Here is a 22146-nt window from a genome sequence, read left to right as displayed (position 1 = left end):
TACACGTCAGTGCTATGCGACTGTCATCCTGCGGTTGTTGCCACACTTCGACATCACCGAAGCGGCAAGTCCACGATCATCACCGCGTACACCGGGGAGTCGGGGAACGGCTGGTCCTCTCCGACCTTCCGGTACCCCCACGACTGGTACAGGGCCTCCACCTTCGGGTGCGTCACGTCCACGAGCAGCGCCGCCAGGTCGTCGTCCCGAGCGTCCATCAGGGCCCGGTGCAGCCGCTCCGCCGCTCCGGTCTTCCGCCACTGCTCGCGCACCATCAGCTCTGAGAAGTGGAACGTGCGGGCCTTCTCCGGCGCCGGGTCCAGGTGCTCCCGCCACCACTCCCGGCCCTCCGCGCCGGGGGCACCGTAGGCGAAGCCCACCACCTCGTCCCCCTCGCGGGCGATCATGCACGAGAAGCCGGGGTTCCCGCCCCAGTGATCCACGAACCAGGGGAACTTCTGCCGGAACTCGTCGTCGGCCATGCGGTCGGCGTGCACGTCCGCGTGTACGTCGATCAACGTCTGCCGGATCTCCGACAGGTCGTCGTGGCCGTAGTGGCGCAGCTCCAGGGCTGGGGTCATTGGGCCTGGCTCCATTCTGATCGGTAACGGTCTTCCCACTCTCGCGCAGTCGTGGAGTCCGGCGCCAGGGTGATCAAGTCGCGGAAGAAGTCCCCGAGGTAGGACCGCATCCGGCCCGGCAGGGGGTCACCGGCCATGAGCGCGAACACCTGGTCCGCCGTGCCGCACGCCTGGTCCACGTCGCGCTGGTGGAGCTGGGCTGTGGCGAGCTGGAGGGTGGCCAGGGCCCTGTTCCGGCGGAACTGCTGCGGGGTGGCGGCCAGGGCGCGGTGAGAGGCCGCCTCCGCGCCCGCCGCGTCCCCGATCTCGTCCCGCACGATGGCGGTGATGGCCAGCAGTTCCGCAGACCCGTAGAAGGCCACCCAGGACGGCCGGGGCTCGTCCGCGCCCGCCTTCGCCAGAGCGTCTTCCGCGTGCCCCAGCGACCGCAGGGCGCCCCGGCGGTCCCCGACGTTGGAGTGCCCCACCGCCGTGCGCGCGTGCGCCAGGGAGGCGAACAGCGGATCTCGGCGCGTGATGGCGGTCGCCTGCGCGGCCTGGCCCGCGTCCACGGCTTGCGAGAACTCCCCGCGATGCAGCGCGAGCATGGCGTGCGAGTTCCACACGCGCAGCTCGGCCACCGGGTCCTTCGCCATGCCCGCCAGGTACAGCGCGCGGTTCAGGTGGGTCAGCGCGCGGTCGCTCTGGCGGGCGTCCACGGCCGACCAGGCGGCCGACGCGGTGTAATTCGCGGCCACGCTGAAGAGGCGCTGCCGGATGCGCTGGGAGGCCGCACGCTTCTGGAGGTCCAGGGCTTCGGTGGCGCCCGCCAGGGCGGCCCGCTCCAGGGCCTCGTGACCACCCCTGGAGGCGTCCAGGGCCGTCAGGGCGTCCAGGCCGCTGCGGAGCCGGATCACGTCCGTGGTGCCCACTGCGTGCGGCCGGGCAGCGACCAGCGGCACGGCGGCGGCGGTCGCGCCGGTGGCGGCGGTGAGGAAGTTCCTGCGGTCCACAGGGTCCTCCTTCCTGGTTGTGCTTCTTCGGCCTGCTGGGGGTCGGAACCCGAGTTCCCCGGCACTACGGCCGAATACTGCCTCCAGGGCCTCGCGCTGCCGGGGGTGGGGCCAGCGGGTCTTTCCGGTCAGCCAGTGCCGCACCGTCCGGTCACTGACCGTTCCGTCCCCGCCGAGGGACCGGAGGTAGTCGTTAACTGCCTCCGCCAACTCGGCCTGGGTCAGCCCTGCTTCCGTGAGCGCATCCGCCAGGTGCCTGTTCGCCTCCACGGTTTCAAGGTAGCGAGGTAGCAGGATCGGGGGGCCGGAGTGAGCGCGAAATTTCCGGTTGCCCGCGTTGCACGGTGGCCGGACTTTTCCTCACGGAGCGTCACAGTCCGTCGTTCACTGAGTGACAGGCCGCCACTGGACGGACAGCGGCGGCCGGTTGGAGCGGTCCGCCCCCGCGTCCCCCGTCGGGGGCGGGCCGCACCACCCGCTCACCGACGAGGGGTCCTGATGACCGTGACCACCACTCCCAGACCGACCGGGCATCCCGGCTACAGCGAGACCCTGCCCCGTGAGCCCGAGAGCGCCGCGACCGCCCGCCGTCTGGTGCGCGCCGCCTGCACGGCGTGGGGGCTGGAGAGCGCAGCTGAGAACGGCGCCCTGATCGTCTCCGAGCTGGTGGCCAACGCCCTGCAACATGCCGAGCGGGGGCGTATCCGCGTGCGGGTGGAGCGCCCCGAGCCGGACAAGGTCCGCGTGACCGTGGCGGACTTATCCCCCGCACGGCCCGAGCTGTGCACGCCGAAGGACGACGAGGAGGGCGGGCGTGGCCTGATCCTCGTGGCGGAGCTGGCGGCTGATTGGGGCTCGAAGAAGCGGGGCCAGGGCAAGGCCGTGTGGGCGGAGCTGGAGGGACGACGGTGAGCGACGAGACCCCCAGCCCCGGTCCCAGCCCGGAACGAGCCCACCTGTCCGAGTTGATCAAGAGGTTCGGCCACGACGGGGTCTTGCGGGTCAACACTTCCCCCGCTGAACCCGAATCGGCCGCTAGCGCCACGGTGGCAGAGATCAGCGCCTCCTATCGGCAGCCTAGCGACGACGAAACCCCGGGCCCCGGCCCCAGCGTGGCCCGAGCCCACTTGTCCCAGTTGATGGAGATGTTCGGCCACGACGGGGTCCTTCGGGTCAACCACACCCCCACTGACCCCGAACCCGCCCCTGTCGACAGAGAGCTGGAGGACGACTAGAAGACGTGACGGCCCCAGGGTGCGGTGAAGCCCCGGCCGGTAAACTCCACCGAGCCGGGGCTTCGTCGTCTCACGGTCGTCTCACACAGGTCTCACGAACTGCACGGACTGACCTGGAATTTGTGGCGCTGACGTGGACGTTTCCGCTCTCCCTGGATCTCACGGACCCCCTGGACTGTGTTTCGTTCACTGGGGGTCAAGGGGTCGCAGGTTCAAATCCTGTCGTCCCGACTGGAGACAGTCGCAGGTGAGGGCCGGTTTCGGAGAAATCCGTGCCGAGTTCGAGCACCTGGTCCGTGATCGCCTCGGGGCCACGGACGCCTCCGAGGCGCGGTGGAATGCGCCGCGCCTGATCTGTATCGCCGGTGACTTGTTCGGGCTTGGGACTGTGGCGTCCGTGAACGGCGCCCCCCAGACCGCCCGTGGGGCGCGCCGTCAGACAGCACCGCGGTCGGCGGCTGGCGTCCGCGATGCGTTGCTCGACCTCGGGGACGGGGTGGCCCGCGTCGAGCGCAAGCAGTACACGGCCTTTCAGAGGTTGCGGAACTTCGCGTGCGTCTGCCCGCAGCGCAGCAAGCTCCTGGTCCACCTGAAGGTCGACCCGAAGCAGGTCGACCACGTGTGCCGGGGTGGACGGTGTGTGGTTGTCGTGTTGGACTCGGCGGCGCGCCTTCCGTCGTACGGGCAGATGGTGGCGGTGGGTCATCAATGCTCCGCGTGATCGCCGGTTCGGCCAACCGGCGATCCCCCGTTGACCTCCCCTCCCTTCCAAGGGGTTGGGAGGCGCGAATGCCCGGCGCCCCATGCCCTGACGGCGGCCGGAGAGCCGGCGCGGCTCTGCCCCGGGCTCCAGGAGACAGGGGTGTACCGGACAACGGCGCTCGGACAGCTGCCGGCGTCGTTCTGGAGGGCGTCGACTTGGGGCCCGTCCTCACCATCTCCGCCCCCGCCTTCGTGGCCTTCGTCAACGGTGTCGAGGCCGCGCCAGAGGCGTAAGTGACATGATCGGGTCATGAGCCTCACCGTGCGACAGCTCGTACTGGCCATGCTGGACCGTCAGCTCCTGCTCGAACGCCAAAGCCTCGACGTGGCGGAGGCGGTGCGCCAGGTCTGTGCTCTGCAGGCCCAGGCGCCGGCGTCTCCGTATCTCGCGCTGTGGAATCGCGTGCGGGACTTCGCGCCCGCAGACCTCGACGCGGCGTTCGCGGACGGCCGGATCGTGAAGGCGACCCTCATGCGGCTCACGCTGCACGCCGTCCACGCCGAGGACTACGAGCCCTACCGCGCCGCCATGCTGAGCACGCTGCGGGCGTCGCGCCTTTACGACCGCCGGTTCACCGCGACCGGGCTGACCCCCGACGACGCCGACGCGCTGCTCCCGGAGCTGGCGGGGTTCCTGAAGCACCCCCGCACCGGCGTCCAGGTGGAGGACGAGGTCACGGGGCCGCACGGCGCGCACGCGCACCGCGTGTGGTGGGCGCTGCGTACGTTCGCGCCACTGCATCACGCGCCGAACGGCGGCCCGTGGTCGTTCACCCAGCCGAACTCCTACCGCGCCTCGTCGGCGGCCCCCGCGCCCGCGCCGCAGGAGGCCGACGCCGGGGTCCAGCGCCTGTTCCTCGACTACCTGCGGGCGTTCGGGCCCGCGTCGGCCCAGGATTTCGCCCGGTTCACCCTGCTGACACGCGCCGTGACGACCAGAGCGCTGCATGAGCTCGGCGACCAGGTCGTACGGGTACCGGGCCCCGGCCGCGCGGCCCTGTTCGACCTGGCCGACGCCGCCGTCCCCGCCGATGACACCCCGGCGCCACCGAGGCTGCTGCCGATGTGGGACAGCACGCTGCTGGCTCACGCCGTTCCCGGGCGGCTCATGCCCCCGGAGTACCGGCCCCTGGTCGTCCGGCGCAACGGCGATGTGCTGCCCTGTCTGCTGGTCGACGGGCAGGTCGCCGGAGTATGGCGCGCGGCCGACGGCGGCCTTGAACTGACCGCCTTCCGCAGGCTCGACAAGGCCGCGTGGCAAGGGCTGACCGATGAGGCGGAAAAGCTGTCCGCGCTGCTCACCGACCGCGATCCGGCTGTCTACCGACGCTATGGACACTGGTGGGACAAGGGAATTCCCGGCGCCGAGAGGGTGCTCGTCAAACCCTGACCGCGCCCCGGCCACGGTCCTGGTCGGCGGCCGGCCCCCAAGGGTGCACTCGTCCGACCGCAGAACGCGGTACGACAACAGGCTGGGAGCTCAGTGGTTCAGGGGGCTGACGGCGTGACCGGAAGCCCCCACCCTGTCTGACTCAGGACTCGACATGGCCCGCACGCTACCCGACCGACGCCTGCCGAGGCACCCCGGTTTCACTGACGTCGACCGGTGCCACCCACGTCATGTCCCGCAACAGCCAGACCTCTCCGCCTTGCTCAGCCCGACGGCCGCGCCATCGGTTTGTCGGCCGACCGCCCTCCGTCGCTGCGTACGGAATTCCTCGGAGCCGTGGCCCAACTGGGCCTCGTGGCAGGCGCTTGCCAGTTCGACGTCTATCGCCACGACGACGCTCGTGTTGCCTTCAGGGGCGCCGTAGAGTGCGCGGAGGAGGGGCAGCACTGGCACCTTCGCGCGAAGGGTCACTCCTTCCTGGCTCGGCAGGCCATCTGGCGCGGCGACGCGGACGACGGTCTGACCAACGCGGAGAAGGAGCTGGTCCGACAGGACCGGCTCACGCCTTCCGAGCGCTCTATGTTGCACACAGCCAGAGCCCGCGCCTTTGGGAAGCTGTGCAATGTCCAGGAGACGATCGCCGCCGTCGGCATCGCCGATGACGCTTTCGCGCAGCGACGCCCCGAAAACGAGCCGCCGTGGATGGCCTACTACGACGAGGCTCAGCACAACGGTGATACCGCTCATGCGCTTTGGGATCTCGCCATCGGGGTCGAGGAGTACGACCCGGCACAGGCCGGGCAACGATTCCAGGCAGCAGCTGATCTCAGGGAAGCCATCGCCGCTACTTCGCGAGCATGACGGACATGGCGAGCTCTGCTCTCGACGCACTGCGAGACGCCTGTGCGGAGATCGGCCTTGACGCCCGGGACGCGGAGTCGATCCGCATCGCGGAGAACCAGACCTGGCGACTGCGGCGAGGGGGCATCGCCCGCATAGCACCTCCCGACCGGTTCCAGTCCGCGACCCGTGAGATCAACGTGGTCCGGTGGCTTGCTGAACGCGATGTCCCGGTCGTGTGGGTCTTGCGCGTCGAGCAACCGCTAGAACGCGGCGGCCTGGTGTTCACCTTCTGGGAAGAACTCCCGCCGCACCGTCACGGATCGACGCGGGACGTTGCGCTGGCTCTCAAGGAGCTGCACGCGCTACCACTCCCCGACTTCGACATCGGACGGTTGGACCCCTTTGTGTGCCTTCCTGAGTGGCTGCGCGCCGCCCAGACCCTGACGGTCGGCGACCGGCAGTGGCTCATGAGCTTGTACGACGAGCTTCTGGAGCGCTGGACCGCTGGCTTGCCCCCGGGCCTTGCTACGGCGCCCGTTCACGGAGACGCGTGGCCCGGCAATGTCGTGCAACTCGACCACGGTGGCTGGCTGCTGATGGATCTCGCACGGTTCTCGGCAGGGCCGCCCGAATGGGACCTCGTCTCGACCGCGGTGCGCGCCAAGACGACTGGAGCCGTCACCGCAGCCGAGTACGACGCCTTCTGCGACCTCTACGGCCTGGACGTGACCACCTGGGCGGGCTACGAAACTCTGGCCAAGGCCCGAGAGCTGCGCATGGCCACTTATGCCGCCCAGCACGCGGCGAGTAACCCGGAGTGGAAAGCTGAAGCACAGCACCGCGTTGACTGCCTCCGCGGTCGCGGCGGGCCGCGACCATGGCGCTGGACCGGTATTGCGTAACGGCGGTTTAGGGGCCTCCCCGGCTGCCTGGTGTTTGTGGTGCCCGTGCTCAGATGTAGGCCAGTTGCTGTGCGGCGACCGAGGCCGTTGGCGGTGCGCGAGCTCCTGCGTGTCAACGCGGTGGAGCCCGGGCAAGTCGAGGAGTTCGCCCAGCGCATCGTCGCGCGGATGCCGGCCCAGCTTGACCGCCACCGCGACGACATCGTCCGCACGGGCCAGGTCATGCCCGGTGCTCCCGCCGCGCTCGCTGCCGTCGCCCGCAACCCGGAGACCGTCCCGACCGTGGTCACCGGCAATTTGCAAGGCAGCGCCGAGATCAAGCTCAAGGCGCTGGGCCTGGACAAGCATCTCGATCTCGCCAGCGGCGGATACGCGTCCGACGACGCCCACCGCCCCGCTCTCGTGCGCGTGGCACAGCAGCGGGCCGGTACCCGCTACAACTGCGACTTCACCCGCGACACGACCGTGATCATCGGTGACTCGCTCGAAGACATCCGCACAGGACGGGAAGGAGGCGCCGGCGTCATCGCGGTGGCCTCCGGAACCACCAGTCCCCAAGAGCTCGCAGCCGCCGGAGCGCACCACGTCCTGTCGGATCTCACCGACACTCAGCACCTACTCACAGTAATCGAAAGCTGCACCATGTATACAGGTCGGCCGCAGTGAGGGAGTAGACGCTCGCTTGTCCTGCGGACGCTTCCGGTGCCTACGGTCCGCAGGCCCACCGACGGGCCGAACGTCGAGGCGATCACCGGCCTCACGGCGGTGGGCCGTTACGCGGAGGCGTCCGACATCGCGGCGACCATCTGAACGGGGGCCTCCAGGACACGTTCGGGTGGACGCCCCGTGGTGAGGCCGTGGGCCGGGCGCTCGGCAGTTCTTCGCGGTGTGCTCCTGGCCGGTCGGGGTGCTCTTCATCGGCCTTGTCCTCGTTTGTGCCACGAAGTTCGTGATCTTCGTCGGCCGGCCTGACCGCCTTCGGATTCGGCCATTCCGCATCCGTCGGCGCCTCGTGCGACGGCATCACACAGCCAGCCGGTGACGCCTTGTGGGCCCCGGCGGCGGGCGTGACCGCACGGGCGGTCAGCAGCCTTGACGCGTGTCTCACGGGCCGGTGCGCCCAGTCGCGTTCCTCCGATCCGAACGAATGGCCGATTCCCTGCGCCGACCGAAGGGCGGGAGTGGTTGCGGGACATCTCCGGGTACGCGCGCCGCATCCCAAGTCCCGTACACGGCAAGGGGCTTGACGTCATACGAGAAGGAGTCGAACGATGAACCGCAAGCTCTTCAGGACCGCGCTGCCGCTGATGGGCGCCGTCGCCCTCGCCGCCGTTCCGGCGGTGACCGCGCAGGCCGCGCCCGCGCAGGCGGAGCCCTGTGTCCAGAAGGTCGCGGTGGTGAACAACTCGGGGTTCGTGCTCTCCTGGGCCGCGACCACTCGTACCGGGGAGCAGTCGCCGTCGACGGACGCGTACCCCGTGAATCAGACCCGGACCATCGACCTGACGACCACGTCGTTCCCGGAAGGCACCGACCTGCGCCCGTACGTCGACGCCGTCGCCGGGACCAAGAACTACGGCAACCGGTACGTCTCGTACTGCGACAACGGCCAGACGGCGACGTACTCCGTCACCGGGACCACGCTGGACTACTCGGTCACGCTGCTCGACTAGGGCGCTTCTTCCGGGCCCACCTGCGAAGCCGATTGTGGCCGCCCTTCCGTGAGCCGAACCCGGCGGGCAGGTCCGTCCACGGACAGCCGGTGCGGTACTTGAACGCGAGGGCGTCGATCACCTGCCGGTGCTCCCGCCACCGTCCGCCCCGCTGTGGCGCCCCGGTTCGGGAGTAACGGCTCAATTCGCTCCCATTGCACGTCAGTTCACCTCAGCGAAACTGGCGCGGTCGAACTCTTGATCAGACTGCGGATGGCGCCGAGCTGTTCGATCTCGAGCGTCACCTCGTCGCCGGGCCGGAGCCAGGGAAAGGCCGCCTCACCATGGGTCAGACCCAGCTCGAGGATGCACCCGGTCCCGACGGTCCCGCTGCCGATGATGTCGCCGGGCCGCACCCGGGTGCCCCGCGAGGCGTAGGTGGCGCTCCTGCTCCTCGCGGTCGGTCTCATCGTGTCCCAACTGGCCGCCCGGGCAAGGACGCTGAAGGTCATCACGGTCACGGACGCGGCCCACCTGGCGCGGATCCACACCACGGCCGCCCCCGCGCAGTCGGCCCGGTCCGCGGACACGTCGTCGACCACGTACGGCGCGAACTCACCGGTCTCCTCGGCCTGCGCGCCTGCCGCTTCGAGTACGGCACCCTGCTGGGGCAGCCGCCCCGCCTGCACGACGACGGCAGCGTGACGGTGGGCAGACGCTCCTGGAACCTGGACACCGCGGGCTGGCCCGCGGGCGAGATCGAACTGCGCGCCTACGGCAACGGCCACTACCTCGGCCGCTTCATGCTCACCCCCGGCCCGGGCCCGGTGCCCCCGCTCCAGGCCCGGCTCGTGGCGGTGACGCTCGCCGACCAGACCGGGTCGGCACTGGACACCGCCGGACCGGTCAGGAACGGCTGACGCTCACTCCAGGCCGGAGACCCTGAACACGGCGTGCGCGGTCTCCCGCTCCACCCGCACCGCGATGCGCCGCAGAGCGGTCGCACCGCACAGCAGCGAGCCGTCGGCCTCGGCCTTCCGCGCGCCCTCCTCGAGGCACGACCACAAGCAGGGGTTGCGCACCAGGACATCGGGGTCGATCTCGACGCGACCGCCCAGCGCGTCCCGCAGCAGAAGCCGCTGGGAGACGCCGTCCAGACAGCGGACCGACACCAGCAGGTCCGTGCGCACCCGGCGCTCGCGCACCGGTCCGCGCGACGCCAGCCAGTTCCCGCCCGCGGACACCCGGGCGGGATACAGCAGGGCGAAGAGCAGCCCGGCCAGAAAGAGCCACAGCGCGCAGCGCCACGGAGCGAGCTGCCCGGAGCCCCAGTCGACCAGCAGCAGGAGAACGAGCAGTACGGCGGCACAGCGGACGGAGACACGCAGCTCCCGCCGCCATTCGACATCGTTCGCCGCCTCACCCGCCGCCTCACCGGATCCGTCCATGACTCGACGGTAATGACCGCAAGACCCCGTTCGACCTCCCCTGATGCGGTCCTGACGGATCTCAGACGGATCTCTGCTCCGACCGGATCACCGCCCGTCAAGGCCCCGTCAAGGTCGGTCACTTCAGCGCGAAGATGCCGCAAGGAGCCGTCGAACACGCTCAGAAAGGGACAGAACCTGGGTGCAGCCGCGCGCACTTCAGCCCTCGTGCGCGGCCGAGGGAAGAAGGAGCACGCGCCCATGTCCGTCCTGACCAGAGAACCGGATGCCGTACCCGCCGGTGAGGAACCGCCCGATACCGGCGAGCGCCACCGGCTGACCGCCGTCACGGGCCTTGCCGCGCTGTCCCTGGACGCGATGGCGTCGGTGGCCTACGGGCCCGAGGCGATCGTCCTCGTCCTGGCCGCCGCCGGAGCCCACGGACTCGGCTTCACCCTGCCCGTCACCCTCGCGATCGCCGCGCTGCTGGCGGTGCTCGTCGCCTCGTACCGGCAGGTCATCGCGGCCTTCCCGGACGGCGGCGGCTCCTACGCCGTCGCGCGGACCCACCTCGGCGCGCGCACCAGCCTGGTGGCGGCGGCCTCCCTGGTGCTGGACTACGTGCTCAACGTCGCCGTCGCCGTCACGGCCGGTGTGGCGGCCCTGACCTCCGCCTTCCCCGCCCTCCACGACGACCGGCTGTGGCTGTGCCTGGCGGTGCTCGCCCTGGTCACCGGCGTCAATCTGCGGGGGATCGTGGAGTCGGCGAAGGCGTTCATCGTGCCGACGGCCGTGTTCGTCGGCTCGGTCCTCGTGCTCATCGCCGTCGGCCTGTTCCGCTCCCACCCGGTGAGCACGGCAGCCGCGGCCGGTCACGCCTCCGTGCTCGCCGACAACGCCACCTCCGTGGGCGCCCTGCTCCTGCTGAAGGCATTCGCCTCCGGATGCGCCGCGCTGACCGGTGTCGAGGCCATCGCGAACGCCGTGCCCTCCTTCCGGGTGCCGCGCGTCGAGCGGGCCCAGCGCGCGGAGGTCGCCCTGGGTGCCGTCCTCGGTGTCATGCTGATCGGCCTGTCGGTGCTGATCGGCCGCTTTCACCTCCAGCCGGTCGAAGGCGTCACCGTCCTCGCCCAGCTCGCGGACGCCTCGCTCGGCCACAACTGGGCCTTCTACGCGATCCAGTTCGCGACGATGATCCTGCTCGCCCTGTCCGCGAACACGTCCTTCGGCGGGCTGCCGGTGCTGCTGAAGCTGCTCGCCCGGGACCACTACGTCCCGCACGTCTTCGCCCTGAAGGCGGACCGCCAGGTGCACCGGCACGGTGTGCTGGCGCTGGCGGTCGTCTCGGCCGCGCTGCTGGTCTTCTCCGGCGGCGACACCAACACCCTCGTGCCGATGTTCGCGATCGGCGTCTTCGTCGGCTTCACCGTCGCGCAGGTCGGCATGGTCCGGCACTGGCGGCAGGAGCGGGGCCCCGGTCGGCGCGGCAAGGCCCTGCTCAACGGTTTCGGCGCACTGCTCACCGGTGTGGCGGCCGTCGTCGTCACGGTGAGCAGGTTCGAGGAGGGCGCCTGGCTGATCGTGATCGCCTTGCCGCTGCTGGTGATCGCCTTCGAGGCCGTGCACCGCGCCTACGGCCGTATCGGCGAGCGGCTCGGTCTGGGCCGCATACCCGCGAGACCGCACCGCGAGCGCTCCCTGGTGATCGTCCCCGTCTCGTCCCTGTCCCGGCTGACGGCGGAGGCGCTCACAGTGGCCGCTTCCCTCGGCGACGGCGTCCGCGCGGTGACCGTGTGCCACCCGGACGGGGAGGACCGCGCCGCCCTGCACGCGCTGGAGCGCGCCTGGGCCGAGTGGGATCCCGGGGTGCCCCTGGTCCGGCTGGTGTGCGAGCGGCGCACGCTCGGGCGTCCCATCGCCGCGTACGTCCGCGAGGTGGCCGCGGCTGAGCCGGCCACCCGGGTGACCGTGCTGATCCCGGAGGCCGAGCCGGAGCGGCTGTGGCAGCGGCTGCTGCGGAACCAGCGGGGAGCCGTGGTCGCGCATGCCGTGCGGCGTGAGTCGGACGCGGTGATCTGCCGACTGCGTTTCCGGTTGTGAACCGGACCACCGCCGGTGACCGTGGCCTGCTCACCGGTGCGGGGCAGATCCGTAAGAGTCCCGTCAAGGGCGCGCGGGCCGCCGTAAGAGAGGCGTCAACGGGGGCTGAAACCGGTCAGAAAGACGCTTTCCTCGAAGCGTCCGTTTCACTCGAACCTCACTCCAGGAGTTCGCGATGGCCGATCTGGCCTTCGTCGTCACCGTGCTCGCGGGTTTCGCACTGGTGGCCCTTGTCGCCAAGGGGGTGACCAAGCTGTGACCGCCGAGAACATCGTCGGCCTCGTCGTGGCCGTCGCCCTGCTGGGTTATCTCGTCCTCGCCCTGATCTTCCCGGAGAGGTTCTGAGACACCCATGGGTTCCGTAACCGCCGCCGTGCTCCAGCTCGTCGCCCTCATAGGCGCGCTGGCGCTCGCATACGTCCCCTTCGGCACCTACATGGCCAAGGTCTACGCCGCCGACAAGCACTGGCGCGTCGAGAAGTGGATCTACAAGGGCATCGGCGCCGACCCCGGCACCGAGATGCGCTGGCCCGCCTATCTGCGCGCGGTCCTCGCCTTCTCGGTCGCCGGTGTCCTCTTCCTCTACCTGCTGCAGCGGCTCCAGGGCATCCTGCCCGGCTCGCTCGGCTTCTCCTCGGTCGGCCCGGCGCAGTCGTTCAACACGGCCGTCTCCTTCGTGACGAACACGAACTGGCAGTCGTACTACGGCGAGCAGACCATGGGGCACGTCGTGCAGACCGCCGGTCTGGCCGTGCAGAACTTCGTCTCCGCCGCCGTGGGCATGGCCGTCGCCATCGCCCTCGTACGCGGCTTCGCCCGCTCCCGTACCGGTGAACTCGGCAACTTCTGGGCCGACCTGGTCCGCGGGACGGTGCGGATCCTGGTGCCGGTCGCCGTCGTGGCCGCGGTGGTCCTGGTCGCCTGCGGCGCCCTCCAGAACTTCTCCGGCATCCATGAGGTCGGCCAGTTCATGGGCGGCACCACCCAGCAGTGGAACGGCGGCGCGGTCGCCTCGCAGGAGGCCATCAAGGAGCTGGGCACCAACGGCGGCGGCTACTTCAACGCCAACTCCGCCCACCCCTTCGAGAATCCGACGCCCTTCACCAATCTCTTCGAGATCTTCCTGATCCTGGTGATCCCGTTCTCGCTGACCCGTACCTTCGGCGTGCTGGTCGGCTCGGTGCGGCAGGGGTACGCGATCCTCGCCACCATGGGCGCCATCTGGCTCGGCTTCACCGCTTTGATGATGTGGACCGAGTTCGCCCACCACGGCCCGGCGCTCCAGGCGGCAGGCGGCGCGATGGAGGGCAAGGAGGTCCGCTTCGGCGTCGGCGGTTCGTCGATCTTCGCCGTGGCGACCACGCTCACCTCGACCGGCGCGGTGGACTCGTTCCACTCCTCCTTCACCGGCCTCGGCGGCGGCATCACGATGCTCGGCATGATGCTGGGCGAGATCGCGCCCGGCGGCACCGGGTCCGGCCTCTACGGCATGCTGATCATGGCGATCATCGCGGTGTTCATCGCCGGTCTGATGGTCGGCCGCACCCCCGAGTACCTGGGCAAGAAGATCGGCGCGCGCGAGATGAAGCTCGCCGCCTGCTACATCCTGGTCACCCCCGCCCTGGTGCTGGTCTTCTCGGCGGCCTCCATGGCACTGCCGACCCCTCCGCACTCGATGCTCAACCCCGGGGCGCACGGCTTCTCCGAGGTGCTGTACGCCTTCACCTCGGCGGCGAACAACAACGGCTCCGCCTTCGCCGGGCTGAACGCGAACACCGACTGGTTCAACACCATGACCGGACTCGCGATGCTGTTCGGCCGGTTCCTGCCGATGGTGTTCGTGCTCGCGCTGGCCGGATCGCTCGCCGGGCAGCAGCCGGTGCCGGAGACCGCGGGCACCCTGCGCACCGAGAAACCGCTGTTCACCGGCCTGCTGGTGGGCGCGATCCTGATCATCACCGGGCTGACCTACTTCCCGGCCCTGGCGCTGGGTCCGCTCGCCGAAGGGCTGGCGTCATGACCACTCGTATGGACAAGCAAGAGGACACGATGTCCACAGCCACTCCCACCCGGGCGCCGCACAGCGACGTCCCCACCGGGCACAAGCCCGCCGAAGGCCGGGTCGGCGCGGGCCTCTTCGACCCCAAGGCGCTGATCAGGTCCCTGCCGGACGCCTGCCGCAAGCTGGACCCGCGGGTGATGGTCAAGTCGCCCGTGATGTTCGTGGTGTGGATCGGCTCGGTCCTGACCACCGTCTTCTCCTTCAAGGACCCGGGCGACTGGTTCGGCTGGACCATCAGCGCCTGGCTGTGGCTGACCGTGCTCTTCGCCAACCTGGCGGAGGCGGTCGCCGAGGGCCGCGGCAAGGCCCAGGCCGACACCCTGCGCAAGGCCAAGACCGACACGGTCGCCCGGCGGCTGACCGGTGCCACCGAGGAGCGGGTGCCCGGCACCGGGCTGCGGATCGGTGACCTGGTGGTCTGCGAGGCGGGCGACATCATCCCCGGCGACGGTGACGTCATCGAGGGCGTCGCCTCGGTCGACGAGTCCGCGATCACGGGCGAGTCGGCCCCGGTCATCCGGGAGTCGGGCGGCGACCGCTGCGCCGTCACGGGCGGGACGAAGGTGCTGTCCGACCGGATCGTCATCAAGATCACGACGAAGCCGGGCGAGACCTTCATCGACCGGATGATCAGCCTGGTCGAGGGCGCGGCCCGGCAGAAGACGCCCAACGAGATCGCGCTGAACATCCTGCTCGCCTCGCTGACCATCGTCTTCCTGCTGGCCTGCGCCACCCTGCCGCCCTTCGCCGGTTACGCGGGCACCCATCTGACGATGATCGTGCTGGTCGCCCTCCTGGTCTGCCTCATCCCGACCACGATCGGCGCGCTGCTCTCCGCGATCGGCATCGCGGGCATGGACCGCCTGGTGCAGCGCAATGTGCTGGCCATGTCGGGCCGCGCGGTCGAGGCCGCCGGTGACGTCTCCACCCTGCTGCTCGACAAGACCGGCACCATCACCCTCGGCAACCGCCGGGCGTCCGAGTTCGTGCCGGTGTCCGGTACGACGGAGGCCGAGGTGGCGGACGCCGCCCAGCTGTCGTCGCTGGCCGACGAGACGCCCGAGGGCCGATCCGTCGTCGTCCTGGCGAAGGAGACGTACGGGCTGCGTGAGCGGCACCAGGGCGAGCTGGCGGGCGCCGAGTGGATCGCGTTCACCGCGCAGACCCGGATGTCGGGTGTCGACGTCGACGGCAGGAAGGTCCGCAAGGGCGCCGCCGGTTCGGTCATCGCCTGGGTACGGGAGCAGGGCGGCACGGTCACCGAGGACGCGGACACCCTCGTGACCGCCATCTCGCAGGCGGGCGGCACCCCGCTGCTCGTCGCCGTCCACGACGACAGAGGCGCCCGCGTCCTGGGCGTCATCCACCTCAAGGACGTGGTCAAGGACGGCATGCGGGAGCGGTTCGCGGAACTGCGCCGGATGGGCATCAAGACCGTCATGATCACGGGTGACAACCCGCTGACCGCCAAGGCGATCGCCGAGGAGGCGGGCGTCGACGACTTCCTCGCCGAGGCCACCCCCGAGGACAAGATGGCCCTCATCAAGCGGGAGCAGGCGGGCGGCAAGCTCGTCGCGATGACCGGCGACGGCACCAACGACGCGCCCGCGCTGGCCCAGGCGGACGTCGGCGTGGCGATGAACACCGGTACGTCGGCCGCCAAGGAGGCCGGCAACATGGTCGACCTCGACTCCAACCCGACCAAGCTCATCGAGATCGTCGAGATCGGCAAGCAACTCCTCATCACCCGGGGCGCGTTGACGACGTTCTCCATCGCCAACGACGTCGCGAAGTACTTCGCGATCATCCCCGCGCTGTTCGCGGCGGTCTATCCCGGCCTGGACAGGCTGAACATCATGCACCTGGCCTCGCCCGACTCCGCGATCCTGTCGGCCGTCATCTTCAACGCGCTGATCATCATCGCGCTGGTGCCGCTGTCCCTGAAGGGCGTGCGCTACCGGCCGATGAGCGCGGACCGGATGCTCCGCCGCAACCTCGGGATCTACGGCGTCGGCGGCCTGATCGCGCCCTTCATCGGCATCAAGATCATCGACCTGCTCCTCTCCCTCATCCCCGGAATCGGCTGATCGCCATGAACAACTCCGTAACCAACACCGCCCGGTTGCTGTGGGCGGGCCTGCGGGCGCTGCTCGTGCTGACCGTGGTGACGGGCATCGTCTACCCGCTGGTCGTCACCGGCATCGCCCAGGCCGCCTTCCACGGCAACGCGAACGGCTCCGAGATCAAGGCGGACGGCAAGGTCGTCGGCTCGTCCCTGATCGGGCAGTCCTACGACCTCCCGCTGAAGAAGGGCCAGGAAACCGCGGACCCGGACCTGCGGTGGTTCCAGGGCCGTCCGGCCGACGGGCTCGGCAGCAACAGCGTCAACACCCAGTACAAGCTGATCCTTTCGGGCGCGACCAACCTCGCCGCCGACAACAAGGACCTCGTCCAGCAGGTGAAGGACGCCAAGGCCGCGGTCGTCAAGGACAACTCGGTGCCCGGCTACACCGTCAGGCCCTCCCAGGTGCCCGCCGACGCCGTCACCTCCTCCGGCTCCGGCCTGGACCCGGCGATCTCCCCGGCCTACGCCGAACTCCAGGTCCACCGGGTCGCGGCGCAGAACGACGTCTCCGTCACCCAGGTGGCGAGGCTGGTCGAGGACCACACCGAGGGCCGCACCCTCGGCTTCATCGGAGAGCCCCGCGTGAACGTCCTCGAACTCAACATCGCGCTCAAGGAGCTTGTGGCCAAGCACTGACGGGCCTACGCCACACGAGCGGGAGTTGGCGGCCGGGTGACCTCCCGAGCCGTCAACTCCCTTGATCGTGAAACCGGTTGTCCCCTGCTCGGCCCAGCCGGCCCGGCGTACGACAGAAAGGGCACACACTCATGACCCGGGTGCTCGTGGTGGAGGACGACCCCCAGCTCGTACGAGCCCTCGTCATCAACCTCCAGGCACGTCGATACGGCGTGGACGCCGCCCCGGACGGTGTCACCGCCCTGCGGCTCGCCGCCGCATGCCGACCGGACGTCGTACTGCTCGACCTCGGACTGCCCGACATGGACGGCGTCGACGTGATCAGGGCGCTGCGTGGCTGGACCCGCGTACCGGTCCTGGTCCTGTCCGCCCGGCAGGCGTCCGAGGAGAAAGTGGCCGCGCTGGACGCGGGCGCCGACGACTACATCACCAAGCCGTTCAGCATGGACGAACTGCTGGCCCGGCTGCGGGCGGCGGTCCGCCGTACCGAGGACCTGCCGCTGGTGCCGGAGGCCGCCCGGGTCGAGACAGACGTCTTCAGCATCGATCTGCTCGCCAAGAGGGTCGTCCGGGACGGGCGGGACGTGCGGCTGACGCCGACCGAGTGGCACCTGCTGGAGATCCTGGTGACCAGCCCGGGCCGGCTGATCACACAGAAGCACCTCCTCCAGGAGGTCTGGGGGGTCTCGCGGAGCGACAAGACCAACTACTTGCGCGTCTACATGGCCCAGTTGCGCCGCAAACTGGAGACGGACCCCTCGCACCCCCGCTATCTGATCACCGAGCCCGGCATGGGCTACCGCTTCGAAGGATGACATGGGACGCGGCAGGCTTCGGATCTACCTCGGCGCCGCACCCGGCGTCGGCAAGACGTACGCGATGCTGTCGGAGGCGCACCGCCGCATCGAGCGGGGCACCGACTGCGTGGTCGCCTTCGTGGAGCACCACCACCGGCCGCGCACCGAGGTGATGCTGCACGGCCTGGAACAGGTGCCGCGCAACGAACTGGAGTACCGGGGCGCTCTCTTCACCGAGATGGATGTCGACGCCGTGCTGCGCCGGGCTCCTGCCGTCGCCCTCGTGGACGAACTGGCCCACACCAATGTGCCCGGCTCGCGGAATGCCAAGCGGTGGCAGGACGTGGAGGAGCTGCTGGCGGCCGGGATCGATGTGGTTTCCACGGTGAACATCCAGCATCTGGAGTCGCTGGGTGANGTGGTGGAGTCGATCACGGGGGTGCGTCAGCGTGAGACGGTGCCGGACGAGGTGGTGCGGCGGGCCGATCAGATCGAGCTGGTCGACATGTCGCCGCAGGCGCTGCGCCGCCGTATGGCGCACGGGAACGTCTATCAGCCGGACAAGGTAGATGCGGCCCTCTCCAACTACTTCCGCCCCGGCAATCTCACCGCGCTGCGGGAGCTGGCGCTGCTGTGGGTGGCCGATCGGGTCGACGAGTATCTGAACGAGTACCGCAGTGCGCATGAGGTCTCCCGGATCTGGGGTTCGCGTGAGCGCATCGTGGTCGGTCTGACCGGTGGTCCGGAGGGCCGCACGCTGATCCGGCGGGCTGCCCGGCTGGCGGAGAAGGGTGCGGGCGGTGAGGTGCTGGCGGTCTACATAGCCCGCAGTGACGGTCTCACCGCCGCTTCCCCGAAGGAACTCGCTCTCCAGCGCACCTTGGTGGAGGATCTGGGCGGCACGTTCCACCATGTGGTCGGCGACGACATACCCGCCGCCCTGCTGGACTTCGCACGCGGCGTCAACGCCACCCAGATCGTGCTCGGCGTCTCCCGGCGCCGGGGCTGGCAGTACGTCTTCGGGCCGGGGGTCGGTGCCACGGTCGCCCGTGAGTCGGGCCCCGACCTGGACGTCCACCTCATCACCCACGACGAGGTCGGCAAGGGCCGTGGACTGCCGGTGGCCAGGGGTGCACGCCTGGGACGTGCCCGGGTCGTCTGGGGCTGGCTCGTCGGTGTGCTGGGCCCGGTCCTGCTGACCTGGCTGCTCGCCGGCGCCGCTCCGGCCGTCGGCCTCGCCAACGACATGCTGCTCTACCTCAGCCTGACCGTGGCGGCGGCCCTCGTGGGCGGTCTCCTCCCCGCGCTGGCCTCCGCGGTGGTCGGCTCGTTGCTGCTCAACTGGTTCTTCACCCCGCCCGTCCACACCTTCACCGTCGCCGACCCGGAGAACATCGTCGCCATCGCGATCTTCGTCGGGGTCGCCCTGTCCGTGGCCTCGGTGGTGGACCTCGCGGCCCGGCGCACCCATCAGGCGGCCCGGCTGCGTGCCGAGTCGGAGATCCTGTCCTTCCTCGCCGGGAACATCCTGCGCGGCGAGACCGGCCTGGAGGAACTTCTCGAACGGGTCCGGGAGACCTTCGGCATGGAGTCCGCCGCCCTGCTGGAGCGGACCGGCGAGACGGGTCCGTGGACCTGCGTCGGCAGCGTGGGGCCCCGGCCGGCCGAGACGCCGGAGCGCGCGGACGTGGACGTACCGGCCGGGGACCACCTGGCCCTGTCCCTGCGCGGCCGGGTGCTGCCCGCCGCCGACCGCCGGGTGCTCGCCGCCTTCGCCGCGCAGGCCGCCGTCGTCCTGGACCGGCGCCGCCTCCAGGCCGAGGCCGACCGGGCCCGCACGCTCGCCGAGGGCAACCGCATCCGCACCGCCCTGCTCGCCGCTGTCAGCCACGACCTGCGCACCCCGCTCGCCGGGATCAAGGCGGCGGTGTCCTCGCTGCGTTCGGCCGACGTCGAGTGGTCCGAGCAGGACCAGGCCGAGCTGCTCGAGGCCATCGAGGAGGGCGCCGACCGGCTCGACCACCTCGTCGGCAACCTCCTGGACATGTCCCGCCTCCAGACCGGCACCGTCACCCCTCTCATCCGGGAGACCGACCTCGACGAGGTCGTGCCCATGGCACTCGGCGGAGTCCCCGAGGACAGCGTGGAGCTGGACGTCCCCGAGACCCTGCCCATGGTGTACGTCGACCGGGGGCTGCTGGAGCGGGCCGTGGCCAACGTCGTCGAGAACGCCGTCAAGTACAGCCCGCCGGACGAGAAGGTCCTGGTCTCCGCGAGCGCCCTTCCCGACCGGGTCGAGATACGGGTCGTCGACCGCGGACCCGGTGTACCGGACGAGGCCAAGGAGCGTATCTTCGAACCCTTCCAGCGGTACGGCGACTCACCCCGCGGTGCCGGGGTCGGCCTCGGCCTCGCGGTCGCCCGCGGCTTCGCCGAGGCCGTCGGCGGCACCCTCGACACCGAGGACACCCCCGGCGGCGGCCTCACCATGGTGCTGGCGGTACCGACGGCCCCGGTGCTCAGAGCCGGGAGCGGCTGATGTCGATGTTGCCCCAGTTGGTCCGCGCCCGGACCGTGACGGTCTCCTCGGTCTTCTCCGGCGCCTCGGCCTCGGCGAGCGCGTTGCGCACCTGCCCGCGCTGGGAGCTGACGTCGAGCCAGGCGGCGGTGCCCTCGCGGATGCCGATCTCGATGGGACCGTTGGAGGTCTCCAACTGGACCTCGCCGCTGGCGACTTCGGCGACGCGGAGGGAGCCGTTGGTCGCGGTGCCGGTGACCGACGCCCCGGCGCGGGTGATGTCGATGCCGCCGTTGGTCCCCCTCACCCGCAGCTCGCCGGTCACGGTGCCGACGGTCGTGGCGCCGTTCGAGTTCTTCAGGACGGCGGGGCCGTCGACGACGCCGACGCGCACGGTGCCGGAGCTGGTGGTGATCTCGGCCGCACCCTCGACCCGGTCCACGACGACCGAACCGTGCGACAGGGCCAGGTTCAGCGGGCCGGTCGTCTCCAGCCGGACGTCGCCGACCGAGGTCTTCACCCGGACCTCGCCGAGCCGCCCCTCGCCGAGCACCTGGACCCAGGGGCCGGTCATGTCGATGCGCGATCCCGCGGGCAGTTCGACCGTCACGTCGACGATTCCGCTGGGCCCGAGCATGCGCCGCTCCTTCGTCCGGACGGTCAGCACGCCGCTCGCGCAGGAGACCTCGGTCTGCTCGGCGGCCCGCACGTCCTTGTCCCTCTCGGGGTCGCGGGGCAGTGCCTGGACGACGGTGTCGAGCCGGTCGCCCGCGGTGAAGCGGATGGAACCGGCGCCCACGTGGGCGGTGACCGAAATCGGTTCGGGTGTGTCGAAAGAAGGCATGGCTGTCCCGTCCTTGTGAGTCCTTGAGCCGTCCCCGCAGGTGGGACGTGGTGTGGGTGAGGTGCGACGTCTGGTGCGAGGGTGGGCGCGGCTAGCGCACCCAGCCCGTGAAGCTCTGTCCGACGGTGCGGGTCCGCTGCGGGGTGCGCGGCTGCGCACCGCCGTCGACCGCGGCCGACACGGCCCGTACCAGCCACGCGTTGACCGACAGCCCCTCGCGGCTCGCGGCGTCCTCGGCCCGCGCCTTGAGACGGGCGGGCAGGCGCAGGTTGACCCGCGCGGTGCCGCCCTCGTCGCCCTCGGCGGGTGCCGGTGCGCTGAGCTGTCCGACGGGCACGTCGCCCGCTTCCGCATAGCCGCCGCCGGTCGCCGGGAGCGTCACCACGAAGTCGGGGTCGAGCCCGCGCAGCCGTACGTCGACCGAGCCGGGGGCGAGTTCGCGGGTGATCTCGTCCATCGCGGCGGAGAGCACGTTGAGCAGGGTCAGCCGGGTCGCCGACTCCAGCGGAGCGGTCAGCCGCTCGGCCAGCTCACGGGCATCTTCCCCGCCGGCCTCGGCGGCCACCGCGAGTTCACGGCGAAGGGTCTCGACATACGGAGTGAGGTCCATGGCGTCATCATGGTGCCATAGTGGCGCCATACGCAAGCCTTTAGGGTGCCCTTGGGTGTGGCGATCCGGACGTCGTAGCCCCTGAGCTGCGGAAACGCGGCGATGCATGCGCTTGAGCCAAGATGGCGCCAAGCGGTGCCACGGAGTCCCACGCGTGGCGCATCAGTATGCCGTCAAGGTCCCACGGGCCACCGTCAGCATTCCGTCAGGGCACCCCCGGAAGCCGGGGGTGCCGGGCATAACGTCGAAGCGAGCCCCGGTCCGCCTCCCCGCGCCCGGGGCGCCACACACCGATCGCCTTCCAGGAGGCACCCATGTCCGCACTCCTCTACGAGGACGACCCCGAGCCCTCCGATCGCCACCCGGCCGGACCCCTGTACGTCCCGGTCCGGCCGGGCCCCTCCGGGTGTGCGGCCCGGCTCTTCCGCACACCGCTCGGCGACCGTACGGCCGTCGGCTTCACCTCCGAGCGCGGGCTGACCTCCGTCCTCGGCCCCGGCCAGGCATGGATCCGTCTCGCCGAACCCGCCCTGCGTGCGCTGACCGCCCCGCTCGGCATCACCACCGTCACGGTGGACCCGCAGTTCACCGCCCCGGCTCCCGGGCCGGTCGCACCTGCCGCGCCGGCCGCCCACGACATCCCCGCCCTGCGGGCCGCCTGAGAGGGGCA

At 70.4% G+C, this 22146-nt stretch carries 23 protein-coding genes; 16 read left to right on the top strand and 7 right to left on the bottom strand.

From position 1 onward, the window contains the following. Window positions 1–53: 53 nt before the first annotated feature. Together B079_RS0129620 and B079_RS0129615 are read right to left on the bottom strand one after the other, a co-directional pair. The gene (locus B079_RS0129620; RefSeq protein ID WP_018549481.1) at window positions 54–581 is read right to left on the bottom strand and encodes a GNAT family N-acetyltransferase; all 528 of its coding nucleotides are present in this window, start codon (window positions 579–581) and stop codon (window positions 54–56) included. Then, window positions 578–1573: a hypothetical protein gene (locus B079_RS0129615; RefSeq protein WP_018549480.1), complete on the bottom strand. Its 996-nt coding sequence runs from the start codon at window positions 1571–1573 to the stop codon at window positions 578–580. The genes B079_RS0129620 and B079_RS0129615 overlap by 4 nt, the downstream gene beginning before the upstream one ends. Before the next feature lie 498 nt (window positions 1574–2071). On the opposite strand from B079_RS0129615, the gene B079_RS0129610 reads away from it, so the two are divergent. The 7 genes from B079_RS0129610 (at window position 2072) to B079_RS0129570 (ending at window position 8378) form a co-directional block, all read left to right on the top strand. Further along, complete coding sequence (locus B079_RS0129610; RefSeq protein ID WP_018549479.1) at window positions 2072–2485, top strand: ATP-binding protein; 414 nt, start codon at window positions 2072–2074, stop codon at window positions 2483–2485. 570 nt (window positions 2486–3055) lie between these two features. Continuing rightward, entirely contained in the window at window positions 3056–3529 is a 474-nt protein-coding gene (locus B079_RS32990; protein ID WP_018549477.1) for a hypothetical protein, read from the top strand. A gap of 291 nt (window positions 3530–3820) precedes the next feature. Further along, on the top strand, window positions 3821–4960 hold the full coding sequence (locus tag B079_RS0129595; protein WP_018549476.1) for a winged helix DNA-binding domain-containing protein: 1140 nt from the start codon (window positions 3821–3823) through the stop codon (window positions 4958–4960). 336 nt (window positions 4961–5296) lie between these two features. Beyond that, window positions 5297–5821, top strand: a complete 525-nt coding sequence (locus B079_RS32985) for a hypothetical protein (protein WP_018549475.1) — start codon at window positions 5297–5299, stop codon at window positions 5819–5821. Window positions 5822–5826: 5 nt separating this feature from the next. Then, on the top strand, window positions 5827–6705 hold the full coding sequence (locus B079_RS32980; RefSeq protein WP_234016898.1) for an aminoglycoside phosphotransferase family protein: 879 nt from the start codon (window positions 5827–5829) through the stop codon (window positions 6703–6705). Window positions 6706–6798: 93 nt separating this feature from the next. Beyond that, window positions 6799–7371 (top strand): HAD hydrolase-like protein, encoded by a 573-nt coding sequence (locus tag B079_RS32975; protein WP_018549473.1) that lies wholly within the window; start codon window positions 6799–6801, stop codon window positions 7369–7371. Between the two features lie 605 nt (window positions 7372–7976). Continuing rightward, the gene (locus B079_RS0129570) at window positions 7977–8378 is read left to right on the top strand and encodes a hypothetical protein (protein WP_018549471.1); all 402 of its coding nucleotides are present in this window, start codon (window positions 7977–7979) and stop codon (window positions 8376–8378) included. Here B079_RS0129570 and B079_RS36185 read toward each other — a convergent pair. After that, window positions 8362–8562, bottom strand: coding sequence for a transposase (locus B079_RS36185; protein WP_420705802.1), 201 nt, complete (start codon window positions 8560–8562; stop codon window positions 8362–8364). The two genes, B079_RS0129570 and B079_RS36185, sit on opposite strands and share 17 nt — an antisense overlap. A gap of 22 nt (window positions 8563–8584) precedes the next feature. Next, the gene (locus B079_RS36180) at window positions 8585–9046 is read right to left on the bottom strand and encodes a fumarylacetoacetate hydrolase family protein (RefSeq protein ID WP_018549470.1); all 462 of its coding nucleotides are present in this window, start codon (window positions 9044–9046) and stop codon (window positions 8585–8587) included. 12 nt (window positions 9047–9058) lie between these two features. Here B079_RS36180 and B079_RS33415 point away from each other — a divergent pair, with 12 nt between their 5' ends. Continuing rightward, entirely contained in the window at window positions 9059–9277 is a 219-nt protein-coding gene (locus B079_RS33415) for a hypothetical protein (RefSeq protein ID WP_018549469.1), read from the top strand. A gap of 3 nt (window positions 9278–9280) precedes the next feature. Here the strand turns inward: B079_RS33415 and B079_RS0129555 are convergent, their stop codons facing one another. Further along, window positions 9281–9805, bottom strand: a complete 525-nt coding sequence (locus tag B079_RS0129555) for a hypothetical protein (protein ID WP_018549468.1) — start codon at window positions 9803–9805, stop codon at window positions 9281–9283. A gap of 240 nt (window positions 9806–10045) precedes the next feature. Between B079_RS0129555 and B079_RS0129550 the strand changes: the two genes are divergently transcribed. From B079_RS0129550 to B079_RS0129515, 7 genes are all read left to right on the top strand, one after another. Then, window positions 10046–11884 (top strand): APC family permease, encoded by a 1839-nt coding sequence (locus B079_RS0129550; RefSeq protein ID WP_018549467.1) that lies wholly within the window; start codon window positions 10046–10048, stop codon window positions 11882–11884. 255 nt (window positions 11885–12139) lie between these two features. Continuing rightward, window positions 12140–12229, top strand: a complete 90-nt coding sequence (kdpF, locus tag B079_RS34445) for a K(+)-transporting ATPase subunit F (protein ID WP_016434100.1) — start codon at window positions 12140–12142, stop codon at window positions 12227–12229. Between the two features lie 7 nt (window positions 12230–12236). Then, window positions 12237–13904: a potassium-transporting ATPase subunit KdpA gene (gene kdpA, locus B079_RS0129535; RefSeq protein WP_018549465.1), complete on the top strand. Its 1668-nt coding sequence runs from the start codon at window positions 12237–12239 to the stop codon at window positions 13902–13904. A gap of 29 nt (window positions 13905–13933) precedes the next feature. Beyond that, the gene (gene kdpB, locus B079_RS0129530; protein ID WP_026249210.1) at window positions 13934–16033 is read left to right on the top strand and encodes a potassium-transporting ATPase subunit KdpB; all 2100 of its coding nucleotides are present in this window, start codon (window positions 13934–13936) and stop codon (window positions 16031–16033) included. Window positions 16034–16038: 5 nt separating this feature from the next. Then, the gene (locus B079_RS0129525; protein WP_018549463.1) at window positions 16039–16707 is read left to right on the top strand and encodes a potassium-transporting ATPase subunit C; all 669 of its coding nucleotides are present in this window, start codon (window positions 16039–16041) and stop codon (window positions 16705–16707) included. 131 nt (window positions 16708–16838) lie between these two features. Then, window positions 16839–17522: a response regulator gene (locus tag B079_RS0129520; RefSeq protein ID WP_018549462.1), complete on the top strand. Its 684-nt coding sequence runs from the start codon at window positions 16839–16841 to the stop codon at window positions 17520–17522. A 1-nt stretch (window position 17523) separates the two neighbouring features. Then, window positions 17524–20043, top strand: a complete 2520-nt coding sequence (locus B079_RS0129515) for a sensor histidine kinase (protein ID WP_018549461.1) — start codon at window positions 17524–17526, stop codon at window positions 20041–20043. On the opposite strand, the gene B079_RS0129510 is transcribed toward B079_RS0129515, so the two are convergent. Both B079_RS0129510 and B079_RS0129505 read right to left on the bottom strand, forming a co-directional pair. Then, complete coding sequence (locus B079_RS0129510; protein ID WP_018549460.1) at window positions 20024–20866, bottom strand: DUF4097 family beta strand repeat-containing protein; 843 nt, start codon at window positions 20864–20866, stop codon at window positions 20024–20026. The genes B079_RS0129515 and B079_RS0129510 overlap by 20 nt on opposite strands. A 91-nt stretch (window positions 20867–20957) precedes the next feature. Next, window positions 20958–21476, bottom strand: coding sequence for a hypothetical protein (locus B079_RS0129505; protein WP_018549459.1), 519 nt, complete (start codon window positions 21474–21476; stop codon window positions 20958–20960). A 314-nt stretch (window positions 21477–21790) separates the two neighbouring features. Between B079_RS0129505 and B079_RS0129500 the strand changes: the two genes are divergently transcribed. Beyond that, window positions 21791–22138 carry an SAV_915 family protein gene (locus B079_RS0129500; RefSeq protein WP_018549458.1) on the top strand — a complete coding sequence of 116 codons (348 nt, stop codon included), beginning with the start codon at window positions 21791–21793 and terminating at the stop codon, window positions 22136–22138. Window positions 22139–22146: the final 8 nt, after the last annotated feature.

Source organism: Streptomyces sp. LaPpAH-108, from assembly GCF_000373625.1.
Taxonomy (GTDB): domain Bacteria; phylum Actinomycetota; class Actinomycetes; order Streptomycetales; family Streptomycetaceae; genus Streptomyces.
This window is presented reverse-complemented; position numbering and strand designations above follow the sequence as displayed.

Bases quoted from the DNA above. Each gene is read 5' to 3' on its own strand.
- B079_RS0129620 (WP_018549481.1), bottom strand. From the start codon at position 581: ATGACCCCAGCCCTGGAGCTGCGCCACTACGGCCACGACGACCTGTCG.
- B079_RS0129610 (WP_018549479.1), top strand. From the start codon at position 2,072: ATGACCGTGACCACCACTCCCAGACCGACCGGGCATCCCGGCTACAGC.
- B079_RS0129595 (WP_018549476.1), top strand. From the start codon at position 3,821: ATGAGCCTCACCGTGCGACAGCTCGTACTGGCCATGCTGGACCGTCAG.
- B079_RS32980 (WP_234016898.1), top strand. From the start codon at position 5,827: ATGGCGAGCTCTGCTCTCGACGCACTGCGAGACGCCTGTGCGGAGATC.
- B079_RS0129570 (WP_018549471.1), top strand. From the start codon at position 7,977: ATGAACCGCAAGCTCTTCAGGACCGCGCTGCCGCTGATGGGCGCCGTC.
- B079_RS0129555 (WP_018549468.1), bottom strand. From the start codon at position 9,805: ATGGACGGATCCGGTGAGGCGGCGGGTGAGGCGGCGAACGATGTCGAA.
- B079_RS0129550 (WP_018549467.1), top strand. From the start codon at position 10,046: ATGTCCGTCCTGACCAGAGAACCGGATGCCGTACCCGCCGGTGAGGAA.
- kdpA (WP_018549465.1), top strand. From the start codon at position 12,237: ATGGGTTCCGTAACCGCCGCCGTGCTCCAGCTCGTCGCCCTCATAGGC.
- kdpB (WP_026249210.1), top strand. From the start codon at position 13,934: ATGTCCACAGCCACTCCCACCCGGGCGCCGCACAGCGACGTCCCCACC.
- B079_RS0129525 (WP_018549463.1), top strand. From the start codon at position 16,039: ATGAACAACTCCGTAACCAACACCGCCCGGTTGCTGTGGGCGGGCCTG.
- B079_RS0129520 (WP_018549462.1), top strand. From the start codon at position 16,839: ATGACCCGGGTGCTCGTGGTGGAGGACGACCCCCAGCTCGTACGAGCC.
- B079_RS0129510 (WP_018549460.1), bottom strand. From the start codon at position 20,866: ATGCCTTCTTTCGACACACCCGAACCGATTTCGGTCACCGCCCACGTG.
- B079_RS0129505 (WP_018549459.1), bottom strand. From the start codon at position 21,476: ATGGACCTCACTCCGTATGTCGAGACCCTTCGCCGTGAACTCGCGGTG.
- B079_RS0129500 (WP_018549458.1), top strand. From the start codon at position 21,791: ATGTCCGCACTCCTCTACGAGGACGACCCCGAGCCCTCCGATCGCCAC.